Origin of the sequence: Mycobacterium paraintracellulare, from assembly GCF_000276825.1 — a bacterium.
Lineage (GTDB): Bacteria > Actinomycetota > Actinomycetes > Mycobacteriales > Mycobacteriaceae > Mycobacterium > Mycobacterium intracellulare.
This window is the reverse complement of the sequence record NC_016948.1, coordinates 819,954-839,574: the sequence shown is the minus strand read 5'-3', so window position 1 is coordinate 839,574 and position 19,621 is coordinate 819,954. Positions and strand designations below refer to the sequence as shown.

The window sequence follows — 19,621 nt, the reverse complement described above, 5'->3', positions numbered from 1 at the left end:
GTGGGCCCCGCCGAGCCCGGTTCGGCGCGATGTCAGCACGTCACGACGATTTTGAACGTGGCGGCGGCGGGTTCACTGGGTTTGTCGGTCTGGTAGCCGTTGGCGGTGCCGCTGACGGTGAATTTGTCGCCGGTCATGCTCATGTCGGCGTTGCCGTCGCCGCCCTGCGAGTACATCCCGCTGAACCCACCCACGTTCCGGATGCGCACGGACTGGGTCGTCGCCGGCTGCGCGTTCTCGTCGACGACGACCTTGGCGCCGGAGAATTCGCTGCCGATGTCGATCATCCGAGTCCACTGCACCTGACCACACTTGACGATGTGGAAGGTTCGATCGTGACCGTTCACGGTCACTGATGCCGTGCTGGAGATGTGGGTCGGTGGATGCGAAGTGCATGCCCCGAGCAAGGCAGCGGTGAGGACCGCGCCGGCGGCCACTGTTCGGTTCCGCACCGAGTCACCTCCATCCTCCCAGCGAAAATTCTTTTGCCTGCAGCGATGATGTTATTCTCGCGAAAAGAGAATGCCAATATCGGGTTGGTGTCGAGGAGCGATGACGCATGGTGGACCTGGAGATCGACGGCGGGCTGGCGGTGGTCACCATCGACCGTCCGCACGCGCGCAACGCGATCGGCCTGGACACCATGGACCAGCTGGAGAAGGCGCTCGATGCGGCGGCGGGCGCCCAGGCGCTGGTGATCAAGGGCGCCGGAGAGCACGCTTTCGTCTCCGGCGGTGACCTCAAGGAACTGAGCGCGCTGCGGACCGAAGAAGACGCGGCGGCGATGGCCCGGCGCATGCGGTCCATCTGCGATCAGTTGGCGGACTTCCCCGCTCCCGTCGTCGCCGCGCTCAACGGTCATGCCTTCGGTGGGGGTGCCGAGGTCGCCGTCGCCGCCGACATCCGGGTGGCCGCCGACGACATCAAGATCGCCTTCAACCAGGTGCAGCTCGAGATCATGCCCGCGTGGGGCGGGGCCGAGCGGTTGGCCGCGCTGGTCGGAAAGAGCAAGGCACTCTTGTTGGCCGGCTCGGGAACCGCGCTGAGCGCGGCGGACGCCGAGCGACTCGGCCTGGTGGACAAGGTGTTGCCTCGCGCCGTCTTCGACTCGCCCGACGAGGGGTGGCGTTCTGTGGCGCGGTCGCTCGCCCGCCTCCCGGCGACCGAGATAAAGCGGGTGATCCGCGGAGTTTCCCCCGAGGAGGCGATAGCATCCTTTGCACGGTTATGGGTTGCCGACCCGCACTGGCAGGCTGCGGAACGGGTCATGACCCGCAACAGCAAACCTCGCCCGGCGGCCGGAGGAGCGTCATGACGATCAAAGTGAGGACGGCGATGCGCGTCGGGTCGGTCCTGTCGTCGGCTTCCCTCTTGGTCGCAGCGGGTGTGCTGGCGGGAAGCGGCCGGGCACATGCCGACGACCTCGTCATGCACCACGTCAAGTACACGGTCTCCACGCAGAACCCGATCTACACCAGCATCTATTACCTGGACCATGAGCCGGCCATTTTCGCCGACTACAGCCACAACCCTTACTCGTTCACGCCGCACGTCGACGTCGACCTCGCACCGGGCAAGCCGTGGAGTTACGAGCTGGACCTGTCAAAACCCGACGTGTATGCGATGGTCGTGGCAAGCACCGGTACCGAACCCGGAACGCCAAACCTTCACTGCGACTTGGCGGTCGACGGCGCTGTCGTCGTATCCAAGGACGGTCCCAAGGGTGTGCTCTGCTCGCTGCGGCATTGGTGAACCACCCAGGTTTGCGGGATATCTTCCATGGGGCGCGGTTCGCCTTCCAGGCGACGCAGATAACTTTCGACCAGTGCCACGGTTTCGGCGTGGCCACCATGAATGCCCACCGCCTGCTCGAGCACCAGGAACCACGACAGGCTGCTCATCAGGACCGTCCACACCACCGGCGGCATGTCTTCCCTGACTTCCCCGTACCGCTCCAACGCGGCCGTCACCGCCTGGCGCTGGTCCTCGCGGAGGCGCTGGGCGTAATAGGCGATTTCGGCACGCATCTCCTTGCGGTGGTTTGCCAGCGCCATGAATTCCATGGAGATCCGGGTGAACGCGGGGTCGGTGCCGAACCGCCACAACGCCCACAGCGGCTGCGGCGATTGCAGCAGTCGCGCATGCACGTCGAGCGCTTCCTCGGCGCGGCGGCGGAAGACCTCGAGGAACAACTCCTCCATGGTGCGGAAGTAGTAGTGCACGAGCTGAGGCTTCAGCCCCGCCTTGTTCGCGAGGCGGCGCGAGGTCACCGCGGCATAGCCCTCTTCGAGCATCAATTGCTCGGCGGCGTCGAGCAACAACCCGCGATTTTTCGCGTCCGGCGCCCCGATCCTGCGGGCAGATGTCATGTCCCTGCTCCGTACTGTGTGCCATCCCGTGCCGACCACACGGATCGTATCGTGGCGCGGCACCCTCGATCTTGACCCTGACATTACCGCCATGCTAAGCAGGTGCTCAGCACATTTCCGATTTCGAATTCACCGCGGCGGTACCGCTTGCCGCCGATACCACCGGTAAACCCAGCCCAGGGAGACGCAATCCGATGAGCACCTTCGAGTCGATCGACTTCTTCACTGATCCGTCTCTGGTCCCAGATCCGCACCCTTACTTCGACTATCTGCGCAGCCAGAACCCAGTGCTGCGGCTGCCGCACTACGGCGTCGTTGCGATCACCGGCTACGACGAAGCCTGCGAGGTCTACAAGGATCCCGAGACGTTCTCGAACATCGTCGCGCTCGGCGGGCCGTTCCCTCCGCTGCCGTTCACCCCCGAAGGCGACGACATCAGCGCACAGATCGACGCGCACCGCAGTTCGTTCCCGATGTTCGAGCACATGGTCACCATGGATCCGCCGGACCACACCAAGGCCCGGTCGGTGCTCGCCAAGCTGCTGACCCCGAGCCGACTCAAGCAGAACGAGGAGTTCATGTGGCGCCTCGCCGACCGTCAGCTCGACGAGTTCCTCGGCCTCGGTGAGTGCGAGTTCATCGCCGAATACTCAAAGCCGTTCGCCACCTTGGTGATCGCGGACCTGCTCGGTGTGCCGGAGGAGGACCACAAGGAGTTCCGCACCGTGTTGGGTGCCGATCGTCCTGGCGCGCGGGTGGGCGCCCTGGACCACGAGTCGGTCGGCATCAACCCGTTGGAGTGGCTCGACGACAAGTTCTGTCACTACATCGAGGATCGGCGTCGCGAGCCGCGCGGCGACGTCCTGACCTTCCTCGCCGAAGCGAAGTACCCGGACGGCTCGACGCCCCCGGTGATCGAGGTCGTCCGCTCGGCGACGTTCCTCTTCGCCGCCGGCCAGGAAACCACGGCCAAACTGCTCAGTGCCGCCCTGCAGGTGCTCGGCGATCGGCCGGACATCCAGCAGCAGCTGCGTGAGGACCGCAGCCTGATTCCGGGCTTCATCGAGGAGTCGCTGCGGATGGACAGCCCGGTGAAGAGCGACTCACGCCTGGCCCGCAAGTCGACCAGCATCGGCGGAGTCGACATCCCCGCCGGCACCGTGGTCATGATCCTGCCGGGCGCCGCCAACCGCGACCCGCGCCGATTCGACAACCCGCACGAGTTCGACCTGCGCCGCAAGAACGTCCGCGAACACATGGCGTTCGCGCGCGGCGTGCACTCCTGCCCCGGTGGCCCCCTGGCCCGCGTCGAGGGACGCGTGTCGATCGAGCGGATCCTGGATCGCATGCCGCACATCGAAATCAACGAGGCCCACCACGGGCCGGCCACCGAGCGTCGTTACACCTACGAGCCGACGTACATCCTGCGGGGTCTGAGCGAGCTGCACCTGACGTTCACGACCGCCGACGCCGTCGCACCCGTGGCCTGAGTCAGACCTGCATGCCGACGAAGTAACAGCCGAGCAAGACGGCGCCGACCAGCGCCACCCACGCATCGGTGAGTCGGCACAGCAGGACCGGAGCGTTTCGCACCTCCATGAACTCGCGAAAAATGATGCGCACCTTGATGAGTGCGATCACGATGACGCTCGACGTCACCACCGCGCTGGACTTCAGCAATCCGCCGGCGGAGTGATCTATCCATAGGTAGGCCAGCGTCAGCGCCGAGAGGACGAGCCATACGAACATCAGCCGCTTGTTGAATTTGATTGCGATCACCTCACCACGTACAGCAGCGCAAAGATGAGCACCCACAGGAAATCAACGGTGTGCCAATAGGTAGCGCAGGTTTCGACGAGTTGCTGGGCTTGGACGGGCCCCTGCGCTTTTCGCGCCGCCCTGCGGATTTGGTAGACGATGACGCCGAGCGCGACGAAGCCGATCAGCAGGTGCACGAAGTGGATGCCGGTGAGAAAGAAGTAATAGGTGAAGAAGTCGTCGCTGTCGAACCCGTGCCCGATGCCGACCAGCCGGGCCCACTCCAACACCTTGAAAAAGAGGAACATTGCGGCGAAGGCGGCCGTGATGTACACGTCCTTGAGCGCCGCCCGGTAGGCGCCGGCCCGGGCCGACTGAACGCAGCGCGCCACCGACCAGGAGCTCAGCAACAAGACGAGCGTGTTGAAGACCCCGATCCGCAAATCCAGCTGCGCCTGCGAGTGCAAGAAGAGCTCGGGATTGTGGGCGCGGTAGAACAAGTAGAACCCGAAATACGCTGTGAAGACCAGCGTTTCGAACAGCACGAAGGCCCACATGTCCGGCTGGCCCGGCACGGCGCGCTTGTTCGAATCGGCGAGGTCCGTCATCGTGTGGCCGCCTCCTTGCGGGGACGGTCGGGCAGCGGCCCGGTGCCGAAGTCTTCGCGCCGGATCATCTGGAACAGCATGACGATGAACGTGACCTGGTAGATGCCGAACACCACCATGTCCAGCCACCAGGCGATCTGGCCGTTCCAGGCCAAGATGCCCCGCCGAAAGATCCAGCACGGAGCCACGACGACCTCGGTCAGTGCGTTGCACAGGTTGAGATAGCCGAACCACTTGGGGAACACGCGATTCCTGTCGAGCAGGATCGCGACCATCCAGATCAGCGATCCGATCAGGAACACCCCCATGGTCCCGTCGAAAGACAGGAACGCGAAGTCGTAGAGCCAGCCCAGCGCTTCGGGGTCTCGCTCGGGTCGCAGCGTCCCCACGATGAGCGCGATGTTGAGCAGCAGCATGCCGGGAACCGCGCTGAGCGAGTAGATGATCAGATAGCTGTAGCCGAACGCGGGACTGACGGACATGCGCCGCATGGAATACGCGATGAGGGCGTTGTTGATCGCGATCATGCCGCTGATGGCGAAGATGACGCCGAAGCCAAACGGTATGCCGAGGTGGCGCTCCGAGAACCAATGGGCTTGCGTCGCCAGATCCCAGGTGGGCTGCGGCGGCGGCTGGACTTGGGCCACGATGAAGAACATCGGAAAGAAGATGTTGTAGAACACCACGAGCGTCCACCACGCCAACCAGAGTTCGCGTTTGGGGTTGTGGCGCAGGTGCCAGGCGAATCGCTGGTGCAGGGGTCCGGCGGGCGGCGTGGCCGGAACGGACGGCGGTGTGATCACCGCACTCATGCGCCGACCAGTTCCTCTGCGCGCCTGGCGTTCTCGGCGCGCTCCCGGTAGACGGCTTGCCCCAACACCACGCCCGTCACGACGATCCAGACGGCGATCGCCACGTTTTTGACCCAGAAGGACAAGAGCCCGTCCCAGGCCAGCGGGCCGGTCAACGACACGCCGACGAAGGCGGCGGGAACCAGCGCGGCCGCCACCACGAGATTGAAGTGGGCCACCCAGTGGCGGAATACCGGACGCGGCTGATCGTCGAAATAGATTGCCAAGGCCAGGATTACGCTTTGGCCGATCAGGAACGGGACGAGGATGGTGAAGGTCATCCAGCCCAGGTCGTTGAGCAGCTGGGTCAGCGCCGGGCTGCGTTCCGGGCGAAAAGCGGCCAGTAACCAGCAGACGTTGGCGACGAGAAACAGTGTCGGACCGCCGGCCGCGCAACCCAGCATCGCGTACGAGAAGATCGGCGTCCGATGTGCCATGCGGCGGATCTGCAGCACGATCAGGGCCAGGATCGGGACCAGGCACACGCCGAACCAGTTGAACAGGATCATGCTGTAGCGGATCTCTGGGAGGTGGGCCGGATCGCGATAGAACGCGGCAACCTGGTCCGCCGGCATGGTGGGCGACATCGGCGGGTTGAAGCCGGGAAACAGGAAGAAGGAGGCGATCCACAGGATCAGCGCCACCGGCAACGTCCAGAGCAGGATCACCTCGCCGTCCGTCCGCCGGGGCGCGGTGCGCGCAGGCTGTCGACGGCCTGCATCGTTTCGTCCGACGTCGGACATCGGTACTCCTTCCCCGCACGAGATCACCGCACGAGCTCGGCTCGTGAGCGAAGCTAGCCGATCGGCTAGCCTCGGTCAATAGCGTCGTCTAGTCTCGGTGCGTGGGAACAGCACGCCAGCCGGTCGCCGGAGAGCAATTCTGGCTGATCGCGCACAGCGCGGCCCGGACGCGCGTGCTCGACGCCGCCTTGGACCTGATCGCCACGCACGGGGTCAGCGGTACGTCGCTGCAGATGATCGCCGACGCCGTCGGCATCACGAAAGCTGCTGTCTACCATCAGTTCCGCACCAAAGAGCAGATCGTCATCGCCGTGACCGAGCGCGAACTCGGCCGCCTCGCGCCCGCGCTCGAGGCGGCCGAAGCCTACGACGACGGCCCTCAAGCACGAGATGCCTTGCTGGTGGGCGTCATTGAGATGGCCGTTCGCGACCGCCGGTTGGTACGCACGCTGCAATTCGACCCCGTCGTCGTCCGGCTGCTGGCCGAGCACAAGCCGTTTCAGCTTTTCATGGACCGCCTGTACCGGGTGCTACTGAGCGATGCGGGCCTCGACGGCCGGATCGAGGCGGCGATGTTCTCCGGCGCGCTGAGCACCGCGGTCATGCATCCGCTGGTCGCCGACATCGACGACGACACACTGCTCGACCGGGTTACCGATCTGAGCCGCCGACTGCTGGGTCTGCCTCGGCAGACCCGCGACTGACGAAGCTACGTGTCGGCGCGGACCCAGCTCGATATGCCGTCGTGAGCAATACAGATCAGGAACAGGCCATCGGGCGCCTGCGCGACATAGTTCAGATAGTTCGTGCAGTCGGCGTTTTCTTCCTTGACCCCAGCCATGGGCGGGGAGCGGAACCATCGAGGCTGGTATCGCCTCGGCGACCCGCAGAACATCAACCGTCCGGGTTCCGAGGCGAAGGAGACGTAGCCGTCGGCGACACCGAAGGCGTAGTAGGTGGTGTTGTCACACGGCGCGCCGAGAACCTGATGGGGCATGATGCCCGGGGTGCAGGCGGGGTAGTCGCAGACGGTCGGTCCTGCCGAGGCTGGCGGCGCCGCCACCACACCGGCGCCCAGCAACGCGGCAACCAGAGGCACGATTGATCGCACCCGATTACTCTGCCACACCTGAAAAGAAAATTCTCCTGGTTGGAGAAGATCTCCATTACCGAACGGTGGTGGCGCCGGGCCCTCCCGAACACATGGAAGCCCCGTCCCCCGGCCAGCGCGCATTTCCGCACGTAAGAGCCATGAAGGCGGCCGTCCGGCGACGGCGTTGAGCCCAGGTTCCAGTGATAAGCTGCTTCTCCGTGCACGACCCGGAGGGACCTAACGTCGACGATCGTAATGACCCGAGGGACGCAGTCGATCCTGACGCACCACAGTCGAGCGCAGGGGCCGACAGCGACGACGTAGCGGCCCCCTCAGAATCGGACGTAGAAGACGAAGTTGCCAAGGCCGAAGCGCGCGCCGAGGCGGCCCTGGCACGCCTGCTGAAGCTGCGCGGGGCAACCGAAACCGCGGGCGCGGACGACACGGAAGATGCCGAGCAGCGCCCCGCCAAGTGGACCCGGAAACGGCTACGGTTGGGGCGGCTTCGACGTCCGGGGTGGCTCCGGCGCCCAGGGCGGAAAACGATAGCCGCCGGCGTCGGCATCGTGCTCGCCTCCACGTCGCTCGCCGCGAGCGGCTACATGCTGTGGCAGCACCGCATCGCGGTGCATAACCGCCACCTCGCCGCGGAGTTCAGTGCGGCCGCCCGGCAAGGGGTCACGTCACTGATGTCGATTGACCCCGATCATGCCCGGGAGGATGTTCAGCGCTCGATCGATGCCTCGACGGGCGACCAGAAGAACCAGCTATCTGTGCTGTCGCCCCTGATCGTCAACAAGGCCCAGGAAACGAAGGTCGGCACCAAGGTCACCATCGAAGCCGTCGCCGTCGAGTCGCTGAGCGACAATTCCGGCGTCGTGCTGGTGGCAGCGAAAACCATTCCCACCGGACCGGATAACGCCAAACCGCCACCGGCCTTGTTTCGGCTCAGCGTCAACATGGACCGCGACGACGGCCAACTCAAGATGTCGAAAGTTGATTTCTTGCGATGACCGAGGAACATGGCTCGTCGCCGAACGGCACCGCCAAGCCGGTTGACGACGTGGAAACTTCACCCGCCGGCGAGGGTCCGGCACGCTCGGGTCGGCTGGCAGCGATTCGGCGTCGCGCGCACCGGTATTTGGCACGGTGGCGTTCGATGGTCGCGACAACGATGGTCATTGCCGCGGTGGGAGTCGCTGCCGGCGTGTACTTCTTTCTGTATCGGCCCGATCAGCAGGTCGGCGACGCGGCGGCGCGCCGGGCAATCCAGGCGGCGTCAGATGGTGCCACGGCGGCGTTGTCGTATTCGTACGAGCATTTGAACCGCGATTTCAACAACGCGAAGTCCCATCTCACCGGCGACTTTCTCACCTACTACAGCAAATTCGCCGAGGAGGTGGTGGCGCCGACGGCGCAGAAGGGGCAACTGACGGCCAGCGCCAAGGTGATTCGGGCCGCGGTCTCGGAATTGCATCCCAATTCGGCCACCGTGCTGGTTTTCGTCGACCAGACCACGGCAAGCGTGAAAAAGAAAGATCCCGAGAAGACGCAGAGCAGCATCCTGGTCACGATGACAAAAGTCGACGGTTCCTGGCTGATCTCGAAATTCGACCCGGCCGGGTGAGCCCAGCGGATCTTGTCCTAACCGTTACCGGGCCGACCGAAGCGGTGTAACGTCATCGCTCGAGGACGCCGCAACCGACGGCGGAAAGGTGCCACAGGCACTCTCGGATTACGCGCTTCGAGGAGCACCTGATGCGTTCAGTCAAAACACTCACCACCGCAACGCTGGTGGCCGCCACTGCATTCGGCGGTTTGAGCACTGCCCCCACGGCCCGGGCAATAACCAAAGAAGACGTGGCGATCAACGGAACTTTCCGGGCCACGTCCATTGGCGATTATGCCCAGACCAACGATCAGTACAAGGGTGAGCCGACGGTCTACCAGGTATGGACCATCACTTCCACGTGCGACTCAACCCAGGAATGCCATGGTCAGGTGACGAGCGACCAGGGTTGGACCGCCCCCCTGTACATGAACGATGGGGAGATGTGGAAGGTGAGACGCGAAGTGCCGAACTGGGAACGGTGTGAAGACGGCACCACATTCACCGGAGTGCAGACCTACTTTTTCTACCCCGTAAACGACAACGGCGGATGGCAACTCGGGTCTCGAGTCTTCTCGGGCAAGGACAAGACGGTCGGCCCCAGCGGTGCCTGCGGGCAGAACCAGTGGCTTGATGTTGCGATGCCGTTGCGCCTGGACCAGCTGTCCTGACCGGGCGGCCATAACGTCGTTCCCGCGCTTCGCCTCCGGGTGGATTCAGGTGGGGAGCATGTCCTTCCACGTCTTGGGCGCCTTCTGAGCGACGAGATCCGACTGCTGGTACAACTTTCCGTCCGGCCCGACGTAACGACCGGTGTGCGGATCGTACTTCGCCACCACGACCGAGGGCGCGGGCTTAGATGTGTTGGCGCCGAACGAGCTTGGCGCGGCCTGGGGCTGTCCACCGTCGACCTGATCCAGCGGTGCAGGCGCTAGTGCGGGCACCGGTGGTGGCGGCGGTGGCGTCGGAAGCTCGCCCGGGGCAGCGACATCGAGCGGCGCAAAAGCCGGGATGTCAGCCGACATTCTCGTCATCGGCGCCAGCGTTGGTCCCGACGACGGCATGGGGGGCACAGCTGCCCCCGCCGTGCCCGGCGGTGGATTTTCTCCCCGCGGCCCCGCCGCGTCGCCGCGAGGCACCGCCCCCGGGGGCAGCGGCGTGCCCTCGACCGGGCCGAAGATCCTGTCGTTGACGGTAATCCGGTCATCGGGCGGGACGCCCTGGGAAATCAGGTTCGGATCCAATGGGTAGGGCCCCGTGGTGTGCTGACGCATCGCCAGCGGCATGTACGGCTTGTCGCTGTTGCAGATTTCGACGGTGGGCGCGCGCTTGCCCGGGTGACCCATGCAGGGATAGTTGCGGGCACCGCGAACCGCGATCGGCGAATCCTGCGGGAGTTTGCAATACAACCCGTCCGGTGTGTCGATGTCGCTGAGGTCGTCCGGGGATCGCCAGGTGTTGGGCGGCATGAAGCCGACGGTGCAGATCGGCGGATCGTCGACCGTGGCCGCGAAGTCGCCGTAAGCCCTACCGTCGGGGTGGTTTTCACCCGTAGCGGCCTGCTCGATTGCGACCCCCGAGGGCAGCAGCACCAGCAGCTGCTCGATCGAGGGGTGGTAGGTGATGCCGATCTGCCCGATGGTGGTCAGGTTGGCGAGCAACACCGGCAGCGTCGGCTTGATCTGTTCGAGAAGCCGGGATGCTTCGTTCGCGGTGTCCGGACCCTTCTCCAGGATGGTCCGGAAGTGGGAATCGTTGTTCACCAACACATCCGAGATGCCGGCGAAGCTGCGCGCCCACGTTCTGATCGAGTCGGTGGTGTGCGCCTGGGTATCCAGCAGCGGCCCGGTGTCTTCGGTGAGGGCCCGGGTGCGATCGACGACGCCGTTGGCGTCGCGCGACAGGGTCTTCGAGGAATCGATCAGTGAGCCCAGGTCGTAACCGGTGCCGTTGAAGCCCTCGAAGGACTCGTCGAGCAATTGGCCGAGTTTGGCCTTCGGGATGCTTTGAACCATGGCATTGACCTGCTCGAGCATCGGGGCGACCGGCTGCGGAATCGTGGTGTCGCGCACGGAGATTACCGAGCCGTCGTGCAGGTAGGGCGGCGAATTGGTTTTGGGCCGCAGGTCCACGTACTGCTCACCCACCGCGGAGACACTGAGCACCTCGGCGGTCAGGTCCGCGGGGACTTTTGGTGAAGTGCTCAGCGACAGCGTCGCTTTCGCGCCCGTCGGCGTCAAACCCACCGCGGTGACCTTGCCGAGCTGAACACCGCGGTAGGTCACGTTGGAAAACCGGTACAGCCCGCCGGTGGCCGGCAACTCCAGCGTCACCGTCATCCGGCCGATGCCGAGCAGGGTCGGCGCCTGAATGTAGAAGAGCACCATCGCGACCACGCCGATGATCCCGGCGACCAAAAAAATCCCCAGCTGAATTCGAACGAAGCGCGTCAGCATCTATCCACCCGCTCCCGTCGAAGGTGCCTCCGCCGGCGGTGGCGTTTGACCCAGATTCGCGTCAGGCATCGGCGCCTCAGCCGGAGCAGGCCCCGGACGAGGTCCATAGTTCCCCGGTCCCGGCACCGCACCCGGCGGTGGCGGGGGCAACGGCAACGCGTCGGGATCGACCCACGGTGGCCTCAGCGGGTTATGCAGGGGATCGAGCGTGTAATTCATGCGATACGGATCGCCGGGCACCGGCGGCACCGGCATATCGAGTTGCCCCCAGTGGGTTCCCAGGAACAATCCCTTCTTGAGCCTTGGGATCGTCAGGTCGAAATCGAAATGCAGGTTGAAGAAGTCGCCTCGGACGGCTCGGTCGACGAAGTTCTGGGTGAACGGGAACACGAACGACGCCGCGATGGCCGCGCCGAAATCCGGTCCGACGTCGGCGAGCGCTTTGATGGTCGGCTCCAAGTTTTTGAGGTTCCTCACCAGGTCGGCCTGGGCGTCGTTGACCAGCCGGTTGGCGGTGTTGCTGAACACGCGGAGGTGATCCAGCGCCGCCGTCAGACGCGGCCGCTCCTTGATCAACACCTCGAGCGCCGGCGGTATCTTGCGCAGCGCGTCGGTGACAACGTCGCGCTGGTCGGCGAAGGTGGCCGACAGCCGATTCAGCGCCTGGATGGAGGCAATGATGTTGTCCTGCTGGTCGTCCAGAGTTCCCACGAACGTGTCCAGGCGGGTGATCAGGTCACGCACCGCACCCTCGTGCCCGGACAGGGCGGCCGAGAAATTGTGGATGACCTCCCCGATCTGACCCAGTCCACCGCCGTTGACGACCGCACCCAGCGATGACAGCGTCTGCTCGGTCGACGGGTAGGCCGAGGACCGGCTCAGCGGGATGGTGGCGCCCGGTTGCAGCCGTCCGCTGCCCTGCTGGCCCAGCGGGGTATTGAGCTCCACATGCATCGAGCCCAGCAGGCTGGTCTGACCGACGGTGGCCACCACATTGGCCGGGACCACCACGTCGCGCTTGACGGAGATCTCGACGTCGGCGTGCCAGCCATGCACCCTCATCGTGCCGACACTGCCGACCACGACGTCGTTGATCATCACCGGCGAATTCGACTCCATCGTACCGACATTGGGGAGTTCGACGTGGTAGATGTTGGCCCCCGGCCCGCGTCCGACCGCGCCCGGCAGGGGTAGTGAATTCAGGCCGTGGAACGCGCATCCCGTCGCCGTCAACACCACGCAACAGCCGACGGTGAACACCCGCCGTGCCGCCACCCGGGCGATCATTGTTGCGGCCCGTCTGTCGGCAACAGCATCTCCGAGGCACTCGGCGCCGGCGGTGGTGGCGCCGGTGTCGACGGTGGGGGCGGCAGCGGCATCGCCGCGCCCGGTATCCGCGCCGGTGGCACCGCCCCCGGCGGTCCCACCGGGTCACCCGGCAGGCCGGTGTAGGCCGATACCGCGGGCGGGATCTCGGGTGCCGTGGGCTTCGGGCCCTCCCCGCCGGGTGCCAGGCGCGGTTCGGTGTAGAGAACCCTCGCCGGGTCAATCGACTTGGATATGAACGGGTTTAGCGGAAGGGGCGAGTTATTCCAGCTGGTCTGCCGCAATCCAGGACCAATGAACAGGGAGCAGAGCTTGCCCGTTTCGACCGAGGTGATGTTCCCGATGGCGCCGATTTGTGTGCAGCCGGGTACGGATAACAGAACCTGACCGCCCCATGTGGGATTCGACATGTTCATGAGCCCGAATCCTCCGACGATGGTTCCGGTGTCGGCGTTGTAGTCGTTGAAGAAGTTGCCGAACGCGTTCGGCGCTGCGTGCAGGATGTTCTCCAGGTCCAGGTGGTGATCGACCAGGTTCTGCGTGACGTCGGCCAATCGGGCGATCTGTTCGCTGGTCTGGTTGCGCGTGCCGGCGATGAAGCGCTGTACCTCGCCGACCGCCGTCGACAGATCGGTCAGCGCCGCGTCCAGGTCGGATTTGCTGTCGTTGACGACGCTGGTGAGCGTGGCCAGGCGACCGTTGAACTGCTCGATCTGCACGTTGCTGTCGCGCAGCGCGCCGATGAACGTCTGCAGGTTTTTGATGATGTCGACGATGTTGCCGCTGCCGTTGGCGAGGATCCGGCCGACGCCCGAGAGCTGACCGAGCGTTTGCCGCAGCTTGTCGCCGTTGCCGTCGAGGGCGTTGGCGGCGCTGTCGATGAACCGGCCGACGGATGTGCCCGATACCCCGCTTTTGGGTCCCAAATCCGTTGCCAGCCGCATCAACTGGGTTTTGACCTCGTCCCACTCGACCGGCACGGCGGTCCGTTCGACCGGTATGACCGCGCCGTCCCGCATGACCGGCCCGCTGTCTCGATAGGCCGGGGCGAGCTGAACGTAGCGGGCGGACACCAGGTTCGAGGCGACGATCACCGCCTTCGCGTCCGCCGGAATCGGCACGTCATGGTCGACCTTGAGGATCATCTTGGCCTGGGTGCCCTGCGGCTGAATGGATTTGATGGTGCCGACTTTGACACCCGAAACCCGCACCTCGTCGTGGGGATAGATTGCGGTGGCGGTGGTGAAATAGGCCGTGATCGTCTTCTGCCCGAAGAACGTATTGCGGACGACCACGGCGGCTCCGGCAAGCAGGAGCCCGACCAAGGCAACCGCCGTCACGGCCGCGAGCCGCTTGCGCGGGATCCGAGAGGTCCAGGAGGTCACTGTGACCCTCCGACCCGTCCGCCCAACGTGCAGCCAGGGCACATTGGAATGGAGTTGTAGGGCCAGGGGGTCAGCGCCCGAGGCACCGGCGATGGGAAGCCGGGACCCTTCGACGTATCGAAGGTGCGGAATCCCCAGAGGTAGTCGAACAACTCCTGGAAGAGTTGCGGGATAAGGAAGTTCGGGGCGAACGCCTGGTAGGCGTACATACCGGCGATGGCCTCACCGACCGTGATCTGAAATTTCTTGAGGCCCGCCAGCGACTTGGCGATGTTGTCGCGGTTCTTTTCCAGCATCGCGGTCACCGAATTCAGTCTCTCCAGCGTCGGCGCCAACGTGCTTTCGTTGTCGTGCACCAATGCCGTCAGCTGCTTGGCCACCGCCGACGTGTTGGCCAGCAGGTCGACGATCTCTTGACGCCGCGCCACCAGGACTTGGAGCAGGGAGTCGGAATTGAGGATGAGCTTGTTGACCTGCTGGCTGCGTTCGGAAAGAACCCCGGTGACGTCGCCGGCGCTCTTGAAAAGGTCTCCCAGGTTCTTGTTGCGACTGTTGAGGGTGCGCGATAACCGAGTGAGCGCGTCGAAGGCCGGGCCCATTTGGGGCGCAATCTGATCCAGCGTCGCCGCCAGCGTGTCCAGCGACTGATTCAGCGCCGCGGTATTGGTTCCCGCGGTGTCGGTGGTCAGGTCGCTGACCGCTTCGGTCAACGAATACGGCGAGGACGTGCGCGAGACGGGGATGAGGGCCATCGGGTGCATCGTGCCGCTGCCGGCGGACTCCACAGCGAGCATCCGCTCGCCCAGCAGCGTGCCCGTGCGGACGTGCGCGGAGGTCTCCGAGCCGAGCAGGACGTTGCCCTTCATCGCGAACGTCACCAGCGCATCGCCATGGCGCAGCTTCACATCCGACACCGTGCCGACCTTCATCCCCGACACGATGACGGGGTTGCCCGCCGCAAGGCCCCCGGCTTCGGTGAAAAGCGCCTGGTACCTGACCATCGTCGCCCATGCGACGAATCGGTCGGGCGACAGCCCCACCAGGATGACCATCACCGCCAGGACGGTGCCGATGAGTCCGGCTTTGACCAGCCCGGCTCCGCGATACTTGAGCATTAGGGTTCCGTGCACCTTCCTGCATCTGACCTGAAGATATTGGCGCGCACGGTCTTGCCGTTGAGATCCGTACCACGGAGCCCGAACTGGCAGATGTAGTACGGGATGGTGGCGCCGTTCACGCCGAGTCGAACCAGCTTGCGGTAGTTCCTGGGCGCCTTCTGAATTGCGGTGTCGATGCGGTCCTTGTCGTTGTCGAGAATGGGTGCCAGTCGATTCAGCTGAGCGATGGTCCCCGACAGCGGCGGGCGAGCCTCGGCAAGCAGATCCGCCAGCGAGGCGGTTCCCTTGTCCAGGGCGTCAATCGCGGACCCGATCGTGTCGCGGTCATTCGACAGCCCGCTGACAAGCTGCTCGAGGCGATCGATTGCGCCGGAGAACTGTTTGCCGTCCTTGGCGATCGTGCCGATCACCGTGTTGAGGTTGTCGATCAGCTGCTGCACGGTTTGATCGTTGTCGGCCAAGGCGTTCGAAAACGACGTCGTCTTGGTGAATAGCGACTCGATCGTCCCACCCTGACCCTGGAAGACCTGCAGCAGCCCTGCGGTCAACGCGTTGACATCGTGCGGATTCAGCCCCTGCGTAACGGGTTTCAGTCCGCCGAGGAGGAGGTCGAGGTCAAGCGCGGGCGCGGTGCGGCTGACGGGAATCTGACCGCCGGCGGGCAGCCGTTTGGGAGAGCCCGGACCATCGAGCAGTTCGAGGTAGCGGTCGCCCACCAGGTTCAGGTAGCGGACCGCCGCCCTGCTGCCCTCGGTGAGGACGACGTTGCGGTCGGCATCGAACTTCACCACGACTTTTTTGTCGGGCCGCAACGAAACGCTGTCGACGGTGCCGACGCGAATCCCGGCGACGCGCACCGACTCGCCCGGTTTCAGCCGCGACACGTCGTTGAACACCGCCGAGTACCCGGTCGTCGCGCCCGTCCGGTACTGGCCGAAGATGAAGAACAGGAAGGCGGTCAGCACCGCCATCACGACCGCAAAGGTCGCGAACTTGATGAGCGTTGCGCGCGTTCTCATCCCTGTTGTCCGATCTGGGCGGGGTTGCGCGGCGGGCCGGCGATCGGCCCGTACAACAGCTGCTTCAGCCCGTCGAAGTTGAGCAACAGCTGCGGGTTTCCGTAGTTCACCGGGTTGGCGCCGATGTCGGCAATCAACTGCGGCGGGGCGGTATTGAACGGCAGCTTCGGCAGGCCCACACATTGCGGGCCGCCCGTCGCCGCGACCTTGGGCAGGTTCGTCGGATACCGATAACGTTCTGCGCCCCACGTGAGGCTCGCCGAGATGTTGATGCTCGGTTCCGACAACGGCGCCCCGTGCGTTATCTGTACGAGCCCGGCGAACGCACAGTTGAGCGCCGGGGCGTACTCATTGGTCAGATCCGTGGTCGGCGCCAGCAGATGCACCACGTCCGTCAGCGGTTGACGGTTCGTCGACAAGACGTCGTTGCCGATGTCGGCCAGGCCGATCGCGCTGATCAGCAGCGCATCCAGGTTGCGTTGCTCGTCGACGATCGTCTTGCTGATCCGCGTCGCGTTCGAGGCGGTCTTCATCAGGTCGGGCGCCGCGTCGGCGTAGGCGTTGGACACCACCGGTAAGACCGCGAGGTCATGCCGGAAAGCGGGCAGGCTCGGCTCCAGCCTGGCGAGAAAGGAATCCAGGTCGCTCAGCGATTGGCCAAGCTGTGGACCCCGCCCACTGAACGCCTGTGCCAGCGCACCCAGCGACTCGTTGAGCTTGGGCGGATCGATGTGGCTCAGGACCGACACCAGTTGCTGGAACACCGTGTTGATTTCGACCATGACGTGCTGGCCCTGCAGCGTCTGGCCGCTGTGTAGCCGCTGCGCCGAGGGTTCGGCCGGTTCTACGAGCAGGACGGACTTGGCGCCGAACACCGTCGAGGACGCGATGTCGACGAGCACGTTGCCGGGGATGAAGTGCAACTGGGACGGGTCCATCGCCAAGTGGATGGCTGCTTGGCCGTTGGGAAGCGGGTCGATCGAGGCGACCTTGCCCACCTGCACGCCGCGCATCTTGACCTTGGCGTCCGGGTTCATGACCAGGCCGGCTCGTTGCGAAATCACGGTCACCGGCACGGTTTCGGTGAAAGAGCCCCGAAACAGGCCAACGGCAACGGCGACGATCACGGCAACCACGGCGACGGTCGCCAAACCGGCCAGGGGGCGCGCATACGATTGCGCGCCGAAGTTGCCACCGGGTGACGCCGCGACAGGCGCTGCGCTGCTGGCTGTTTCCGAACGGTCGATAGGGCCGGGTCCGAGGCGGTCCGTCACGTCAGGTCTCCTCCCCTACCCGGACAAGTTGAAGTTGCCGTTGGAGCCGTAGATCGACAGCGAGACCAGCAGCGTCACGGATACCACCACGACCAGCGAGGTGCGCACCGCGTTGCCGGTCGCGACGCCGACGCCGGCCGGGCCGCCGGAGGCAAAGTAACCGAAGTAGGTATGGATCAACAAGACGGTCAGCGCCATCAAAACGGCTTGCAGGAATGACCACAGCAAGTCGATGGGGTTGAGGAACGTGGTGAAGTAGTGCTGATACAAACCGCTTGACTGACCGAACATGAACACCGTGATGAACTGACTGGCCACGAACGACAAGATGACGGCGATGGAATAGAGCGGGGTCACCGCGAGCATCCCGGCGACGATCCGGGTGCTGACCAGATACGAAACCGGCCGGATAGCCATGGATTCCAGCGCGTCGATTTCCTCGTTGATCCGCATGGCGCCCAGCTGCGCGGTCACGCCGGCGCCGAACGTGGCCGCCAAGCCGATGCCCGCGACGATCGGCGCGGCAATCCGCACGTTGATGAAGGCCGATAGGAATCCGGTCAGCGCCTCGATGCCGATATTGCCCAGCGAGCTATAGCCCTGGACGGCCAGCACGCCACCGGCGGCGAGTGTCATGAAGCCGACGATTCCCAGCGTGCCGCCGATCATCGCCAATGTGCCCGCCCCCATGCTGATTTCGGCAATGAGGCGAATAATTTCGCGGCGGTAGTGGGCCGTCGCGAACGGCACCCCGGCCAGCGCCCTGGCGTAGAACAGCGTGTGATCGCCGATCCGACTCAACGTGCTGACGGGCTTCTCAAGCTGCCGCGTCAGACGCGGGTAGGTAGCGCGTAGGGCTATCACGATCTGTCCTTACACCTCCTTCGTCACTACTTGGCCGCTACTTGGCCGAAAATCGGATGCCGATGGCGGTGACAACCACGTTGACGACCATCAGGGACATGAAGGCATACACCACGGTTTCGTTTACGGCGTTGCCGACGGCCTTGGCGCCACCGCCGGTGATCGTCAACCCGCGATAGCACGCGACCAATCCGGCAATAAGGCCGAAAAGCGCTGCCTTGACGCAAGAAATGATCACTTCCGGCACGCCGGTGAGCAAGGTGATGCCCGCAGCGAACGCGCCTGGGTTGACGTCTTGAATGAACACCGAGAAGGCGTAGCCACCGACGATGCCGATGATGACGACCAGACTGTTCAGCAACAGGGCCACCAGCCCCGCGGCCAGCATGCGCGGAGTCACCAGGCGCTGCACCGGATTGATGCCGAGCACCTCCATCGCGTCGATCTCTTCTCGGATGGTTCGCGACCCCAAGTCCGCGCACATCGCCGTGGAGCCGGCGCCGGCCACGATCAACACGGTCACCATGGGGCCGATCTGAGTGACGGCGCCGAACGCCGCGCCCGCGCCGGAAAGGTCCGCGGCACCGAGTTCTCGCAGCAAGATGTTCAGGGTGAAGCTGACCAGAACGGTGAACGGGATGGCCACCAACAATGTCGGCGCAATCGCGACCCGCGCGATGAACCACGACTGCTCGAGAAACTCACGCCACTGGAACGGGCGCTGGAACAAGAACTTGACCGCGTCCGCCGACATCGCGAACAACCCACCGATCGCCTGTGCCGGCTTGGAGCCGCGCCCCAACATGATCCCGGGTGACCAGCGGTCAGCCCCTTTATTCGCCATGGGAACAACACCCTTTCGGCATTACGAGACTGCCAGTCTTGTTCCGGCGCAAGGCCTGCGGTAGATTCGGCAGAACCGGCGCCCGCGAAGCCGTGCCGCCGATGGCGAAATGCGCAGCGGGCGGCCGCATTTCGGAGTCGACATCCGGTACGACAGCCGCGACCTCGGTCACGCCAGTCCTCCGTTCTGCTGCGGGAGTCGGCGCTGCAAAACGGGTGGCCCCACGTCTTGAAGCGTCCGGAGATTATGACTCATGCGCCGTCCCGGCGGAGCGAAAAAGGCATAACCGTTATCGGACTCCGCA

General features: G+C 64.7%; 22 protein-coding genes. 7 read left to right on the top strand and 15 right to left on the bottom strand.

What is annotated here, in order from left to right; genetic code table 11:
* Window positions 1–32 precede the first annotated feature (32 nt).
* Entirely contained in the window at window positions 33–452 is a 420-nt protein-coding gene (locus OCQ_RS04215) for a lipoprotein LpqH (protein WP_026071394.1), read from the bottom strand.
* 107 nt (window positions 453–559) lie between these two features.
* On the opposite strand from OCQ_RS04215, the gene OCQ_RS04210 reads away from it, so the two are divergent.
* The gene (locus OCQ_RS04210; RefSeq protein ID WP_014379212.1) at window positions 560–1,315 is read left to right on the top strand and encodes an enoyl-CoA hydratase/isomerase family protein; all 756 of its coding nucleotides are present in this window, start codon (window positions 560–562) and stop codon (window positions 1,313–1,315) included.
* 71 nt (window positions 1,316–1,386) lie between these two features.
* Window positions 1,387–1,752: a hypothetical protein gene (locus tag OCQ_RS25780; protein WP_009951839.1), complete on the top strand. Its 366-nt coding sequence runs from the start codon at window positions 1,387–1,389 to the stop codon at window positions 1,750–1,752.
* Here the strand turns inward: OCQ_RS25780 and OCQ_RS04205 are convergent.
* Window positions 1,668–2,369, bottom strand: coding sequence for a TetR/AcrR family transcriptional regulator (locus OCQ_RS04205; RefSeq protein ID WP_014379211.1), 702 nt, complete (start codon window positions 2,367–2,369; stop codon window positions 1,668–1,670). The two genes, OCQ_RS25780 and OCQ_RS04205, sit on opposite strands and share 85 nt — an antisense overlap.
* Before the next feature lie 194 nt (window positions 2,370–2,563).
* On the opposite strand from OCQ_RS04205, the gene OCQ_RS04200 reads away from it, so the two are divergent.
* The gene (locus OCQ_RS04200; protein WP_009951837.1) at window positions 2,564–3,859 is read left to right on the top strand and encodes a cytochrome P450; all 1,296 of its coding nucleotides are present in this window, start codon (window positions 2,564–2,566) and stop codon (window positions 3,857–3,859) included.
* 1 nt (window position 3,860) lies between these two features.
* Here the strand turns inward: OCQ_RS04200 and OCQ_RS04195 are convergent, their stop codons facing one another.
* From OCQ_RS04195 to OCQ_RS04180, 4 genes are read right to left on the bottom strand one after another with little or no spacing between them, the layout of a single operon-like run.
* Window positions 3,861–4,145, bottom strand: coding sequence for a cytochrome C oxidase subunit IV family protein (locus OCQ_RS04195; protein ID WP_029383847.1), 285 nt, complete (start codon window positions 4,143–4,145; stop codon window positions 3,861–3,863).
* Window positions 4,145–4,735, bottom strand: a complete 591-nt coding sequence (locus OCQ_RS04190) for a cytochrome c oxidase subunit 3 (protein ID WP_009951833.1) — start codon at window positions 4,733–4,735, stop codon at window positions 4,145–4,147. Before OCQ_RS04190 ends, OCQ_RS04195 begins: the two co-directional genes overlap by 1 nt.
* Complete coding sequence (locus OCQ_RS04185; RefSeq protein WP_014379209.1) at window positions 4,732–5,547, bottom strand: hypothetical protein; 816 nt, start codon at window positions 5,545–5,547, stop codon at window positions 4,732–4,734. Before OCQ_RS04185 ends, OCQ_RS04190 begins: the two co-directional genes overlap by 4 nt.
* Entirely contained in the window at window positions 5,544–6,329 is a 786-nt protein-coding gene (locus OCQ_RS04180; protein ID WP_036458235.1) for a hypothetical protein, read from the bottom strand. The genes OCQ_RS04185 and OCQ_RS04180 overlap by 4 nt, the downstream gene beginning before the upstream one ends.
* A 101-nt stretch (window positions 6,330–6,430) precedes the next feature.
* Between OCQ_RS04180 and OCQ_RS04175 the strand changes: the two genes are divergently transcribed.
* A complete protein-coding gene (locus OCQ_RS04175) occupies window positions 6,431–7,033 on the top strand; it encodes a TetR/AcrR family transcriptional regulator (RefSeq protein ID WP_009951830.1) in 603 nt (200 codons plus the stop codon).
* Window positions 7,034–7,038: 5 nt separating this feature from the next.
* On the opposite strand, the gene OCQ_RS04170 is transcribed toward OCQ_RS04175, so the two are convergent.
* Window positions 7,039–7,428: a hypothetical protein gene (locus tag OCQ_RS04170; RefSeq protein WP_014379207.1), complete on the bottom strand. Its 390-nt coding sequence runs from the start codon at window positions 7,426–7,428 to the stop codon at window positions 7,039–7,041.
* A gap of 212 nt (window positions 7,429–7,640) precedes the next feature.
* Here OCQ_RS04170 and OCQ_RS04165 point away from each other — a divergent pair, with 212 nt between their 5' ends.
* From OCQ_RS04165 to OCQ_RS04155, 3 genes are all read left to right on the top strand, one after another.
* Window positions 7,641–8,435, top strand: coding sequence for a hypothetical protein (locus OCQ_RS04165; protein ID WP_036458233.1), 795 nt, complete (start codon window positions 7,641–7,643; stop codon window positions 8,433–8,435).
* Window positions 8,432–9,049: a hypothetical protein gene (locus tag OCQ_RS04160; protein WP_014383871.1), complete on the top strand. Its 618-nt coding sequence runs from the start codon at window positions 8,432–8,434 to the stop codon at window positions 9,047–9,049. The genes OCQ_RS04165 and OCQ_RS04160 overlap by 4 nt, the downstream gene beginning before the upstream one ends.
* Before the next feature lie 131 nt (window positions 9,050–9,180).
* Window positions 9,181–9,702 (top strand): Rv2253/PknI dimerization domain-containing protein, encoded by a 522-nt coding sequence (locus OCQ_RS04155; protein ID WP_014383870.1) that lies wholly within the window; start codon window positions 9,181–9,183, stop codon window positions 9,700–9,702.
* A gap of 45 nt (window positions 9,703–9,747) precedes the next feature.
* Here OCQ_RS04155 and OCQ_RS04150 read toward each other — a convergent pair whose 3' ends face one another.
* The 8 genes from OCQ_RS04150 to OCQ_RS04115 all read right to left on the bottom strand — a co-directional run bounded on the left by OCQ_RS04150 (window position 9,748) and on the right by OCQ_RS04115 (window position 19,317).
* A complete protein-coding gene (locus tag OCQ_RS04150; RefSeq protein ID WP_014379204.1) occupies window positions 9,748–11,487 on the bottom strand; it encodes an MCE family protein in 1,740 nt (579 codons plus the stop codon).
* A complete protein-coding gene (locus tag OCQ_RS04145; protein WP_014383869.1) occupies window positions 11,488–12,774 on the bottom strand; it encodes an MCE family protein in 1,287 nt (428 codons plus the stop codon).
* A complete protein-coding gene (locus tag OCQ_RS04140) occupies window positions 12,771–14,198 on the bottom strand; it encodes an MCE family protein (protein ID WP_009951822.1) in 1,428 nt (475 codons plus the stop codon). Before OCQ_RS04140 ends, OCQ_RS04145 begins: the two co-directional genes overlap by 4 nt.
* Window positions 14,195–15,313, bottom strand: coding sequence for an MCE family protein (locus tag OCQ_RS04135; protein WP_014383867.1), 1,119 nt, complete (start codon window positions 15,311–15,313; stop codon window positions 14,195–14,197). Before OCQ_RS04135 ends, OCQ_RS04140 begins: the two co-directional genes overlap by 4 nt.
* Window positions 15,313–16,335, bottom strand: a complete 1,023-nt coding sequence (locus tag OCQ_RS04130) for an MCE family protein (RefSeq protein ID WP_014379201.1) — start codon at window positions 16,333–16,335, stop codon at window positions 15,313–15,315. The genes OCQ_RS04135 and OCQ_RS04130 overlap by 1 nt, the downstream gene beginning before the upstream one ends.
* Window positions 16,332–17,495 carry an MCE family protein gene (locus OCQ_RS04125; protein ID WP_308012930.1) on the bottom strand — a complete coding sequence of 388 codons (1,164 nt, stop codon included), beginning with the start codon at window positions 17,493–17,495 and terminating at the stop codon, window positions 16,332–16,334. The genes OCQ_RS04130 and OCQ_RS04125 overlap by 4 nt, the downstream gene beginning before the upstream one ends.
* A 129-nt stretch (window positions 17,496–17,624) precedes the next feature.
* Window positions 17,625–18,470 carry an MlaE family ABC transporter permease gene (locus OCQ_RS04120; RefSeq protein ID WP_026071391.1) on the bottom strand — a complete coding sequence of 282 codons (846 nt, stop codon included), beginning with the start codon at window positions 18,468–18,470 and terminating at the stop codon, window positions 17,625–17,627.
* Window positions 18,471–18,510: 40 nt separating this feature from the next.
* Window positions 18,511–19,317, bottom strand: a complete 807-nt coding sequence (locus OCQ_RS04115; RefSeq protein ID WP_014381835.1) for an MlaE family ABC transporter permease — start codon at window positions 19,315–19,317, stop codon at window positions 18,511–18,513.
* Window positions 19,318–19,621: the final 304 nt, after the last annotated feature.